The organism is Pseudoalteromonas sp. (assembly GCF_041613455.1).
GTDB lineage: Bacteria > Pseudomonadota > Gammaproteobacteria > Enterobacterales > Alteromonadaceae > Pseudoalteromonas.
Genome location: NZ_JBFJHD010000296.1, coordinates 1 through 2,971, shown reverse-complemented (window position 1 = coordinate 2,971; position 2,971 = coordinate 1). Strand labels below are relative to the sequence as shown.

Here is a 2,971-nt window from a genome sequence, read left to right as displayed (position 1 = left end):
GGCTTAGCTTGCGGATCCCAATCTAATAAGGCTTGAATGTCTTGCTGTTTAATATTTTCGCCGTCTTCATTACGCAGCAGGTTTTCGAGCAGTATTTTTAATGAAAAAGGTAAGCGTTTGGCTTTATCGCCTAGCCCTTTTAGAGAGTGAATATGGAACTGCTCACCATTAATAGTGAGCTGTTGTTGGCTGTCGAAACTATTATTCATTATTTGCCCCTTTAATTATTAGTTGAATACCTTAAAGCTAGTAACCTCTACTGCAGTTTCTATTGCAAAGTACATACCAAAGCAATGATGTAAATTTAAGTGCGATTATTAAACAGTTATTATAGTAGAGATGATGCTGAATATTTTTATTTCAAGGGATAAACAGTGCTTGCGCAAAAAATATTATTAATTAACAATTATTTACGCCTGGTAGGTTTAGAGGGGGCGTGTAAGTCCAATGTGAGTGAAACAACTAAAGAACACACGCCATAGGAAGCTTAGCCTGTATGCGCAGCGCGCTTTCGACAGCATCCCTTAGCGTCGGTAGTGAGTTATTGCAACGCCGTGGTACCTTGTTTATTCAGGGGGATAGGGCTGTGTTAATAACACGGTTATTAATTTAACCAGCCAGCCTGTTTGCCCTTAATGCTGATGTAGAGTAGCAAAAGCGCTATAGCAACCACCAGTAGCGGCATTAAAACGCTACTTGCGCCGAGCAGCTTAACGCTGTTAATGACAATAAAATTGTAATATTGCTGCAGTAAAATAGCCCCCAGTGAGAGTGAAAAAGTGGGAATGGCGAGTGCCTGTTTGGTCAGTAAAAATACACAACCCAGCGTGCCACCAAATACCGCAATAGCAAAGGCAATGGTTGACCAAAGAGGGATATTTGCATAGGCCGTTTGTTGTTCTATAGGGAGTTCACTCATCGCTTCGGGGGTCAGTAGCAGCTGCATTACAAATGCGATTACACCCAATAGGTTCCAAATGAGAGCAGCCCAAGCGAGTGGTTTAAGCCAGTTTGGTGCGGTGATTTCAGACATGTTTTTCCCCTAAACTTGTTATTGTTATAGGGTAATTAAAGGGTATAACAGCCAACTATACAAGTTGGCTGATGAATCGAGAGTCAGGCACTTATTAGCCAAAAGAAATAGGACGACGTCCCGTTTTTTCATCTACTTTTGGCTTTTTAGTACGCTTGCGCTTATTTTTAGCTGGTTGCTTCACGGTGTTTTCAGCGGCTACTTTGGGCTCGGGCGTAAGCTGCTCCACTGGTCGCTCTACGGGGGTAGCATCTTCACTTAATGAGAGTTGAAATACTTCACCATCAAATTCTAGTATGTCGCCACTGTATAATTTTTTCCGTTTAATTGTACAAATTTCATGATTAACACCCACATAGCCTTCAGTAATTAGGTTTTTAGCTTGGCCGCCACCCTCTACTAAGTTGAGTACTTTTAGTAATTTACACAGCTCAATCGGCTCTTCTTCTAATTCAATTTCTATGTATTCTTCGTTCATGTTCGCTCCAGTGGGGTAACGCATAGTCAGCTAGTATAATGGCTTGCGGCTTATTTTGCACCAAAGCAAATACACTACTTAACCTGAACTCTGGTTAAGGGATTTACTAACACATTGCACTGGTGTGATATTTGAATTTACTGGCTAGAGAAAGATTTATTATCCAGAGCTCAGGTCACTTAGACCGGCTAATCGCTTTTTAATGAAACTTTTTAGCTGTTTGTGCTGTCTTTAACACAGCTGTAGCAATTGCAGGTTAAGCTGCGCGACAACTGATTGTTACCAGTGGCTCGCTACTTGCTAAAAGTCGGCGAAAAATAGTTTTCCATGAAGTGGAGTAGGAAATGGGCGTAAGATTAGCGATGAAAAAACAGCTAATGGGCTTAGATAATTCGAATATGTTAACTGCCGACGATGTGAGAAAGCATCTGGCTCAGCAAGTAAAAAAAGAGACTGAACGGGGTTTTTCTGTGATCTCCAAATTTAATGATACCCACAGTCAGTTAGTCAACGGCAATACAGCCACACACAGTACGTTAGAATTTGAACGCCATCGTTTATTTAATGAAGTGCTTTATAAGCGCCACAGTGTAGATGCTTGGCTAAATAGCCTAAATATAGAGGCAATAACTGCGCGTTAATGGTAAACAAGGTGCTCAAAGCTCAGCTCAGCGTTAGCAACTGTTTACTATAGCGCTGAGCATTTAACATGTAGGCTAATGGCTTAATTAATATTGCGCTCTTTTAATTTACGGGTGAGGGTATTGCGCCCCCAGCCGATTTTAAGCGCGGCTTCTTGTTTATGACCTGAGCAATTTGCTAATGCGGCTTTGATTAAGCGTGTTTCTAATTGTGCTTGTACCTCGGGCCAAATATTGACTTTCCCTTGTTTCAGCTCTTGGTTAAGCCAAACCCCAAAGGCATCTAACCAGTCACCTTCTTGCTGCGTCACGGTGGCATTAATAATTTCCGGTGGAAGATCTTGTTCGCTCACCAGTTCGCCTGGCGCCATTACGGTTAGCCAACGGCAGGTATTTTCTAGCTGGCGCACATTGCCCGGCCAATTAAACAAGCGCAATTGCTCTATGGCTTTACGGTTAAGTATTTTACTTTCAACGTGTAACTCTTTAGCGCTTTTATGGAGAAAGTGCAGGGCGAGGCGTTCAATATCTTCGGTACGCTCTCTTAAGGCGGGTAAGCGCAAGCGCACCACGTTTAGGCGATGAAATAAATCATCTCTAAACTTACCAAGTTTTACCAGTTCTTCAAGGTTTTGATGGGTGGCGGCAATAATACGCACATCGACTTTAATACTTTTATGGCCGCCAACGCGGTAAAATTCACCGTCGGCTAATACCCGTAATAACCGAGTTTGTACATCGAGTGGCATATCACCAATTTCATCTAAAAATAAGGTGCCGCCATTCGCTTGCTCAAAGCGACCTTTACGCACACTGTCG

At 42.3% G+C, this 2,971-nt stretch carries 5 protein-coding genes; 1 reads left to right on the top strand and 4 read right to left on the bottom strand.

The annotated features are described in order from the left end of the window. The 3 genes from ABYB02_RS16190 to ABYB02_RS16180 form a co-directional block, all read right to left on the bottom strand. The coding region (locus tag ABYB02_RS16190) for a hypothetical protein (RefSeq protein WP_372763411.1) at nucleotides 1-209 on the bottom strand (209 nt) is incomplete at its 3' end. Nucleotides 210-604: 395 nt separating this feature from the next. Continuing rightward, the gene (locus ABYB02_RS16185; protein ID WP_372763410.1) at nucleotides 605-1,033 is read right to left on the bottom strand and encodes a hypothetical protein; all 429 of its coding nucleotides are present in this window, start codon (nucleotides 1,031-1,033) and stop codon (nucleotides 605-607) included. Between the two features lie 94 nt (nucleotides 1,034-1,127). Then, nucleotides 1,128-1,511, bottom strand: a complete 384-nt coding sequence (locus tag ABYB02_RS16180) for an RNA-binding S4 domain-containing protein (protein ID WP_372763409.1) — start codon at nucleotides 1,509-1,511, stop codon at nucleotides 1,128-1,130. 344 nt (nucleotides 1,512-1,855) lie between these two features. On the opposite strand from ABYB02_RS16180, the gene ABYB02_RS16175 reads away from it, so the two are divergent. After that, a complete protein-coding gene (locus ABYB02_RS16175; RefSeq protein WP_372763408.1) occupies nucleotides 1,856-2,152 on the top strand; it encodes a hypothetical protein in 297 nt (98 codons plus the stop codon). An 83-nt stretch (nucleotides 2,153-2,235) separates the two neighbouring features. On the opposite strand, the gene ABYB02_RS16170 is transcribed toward ABYB02_RS16175, so the two are convergent. Beyond that, nucleotides 2,236-2,971, bottom strand: a 736-nt coding sequence (locus ABYB02_RS16170) for a sigma 54-interacting transcriptional regulator (protein WP_372763407.1), incomplete at its 5' end; no start/stop codon positions are given.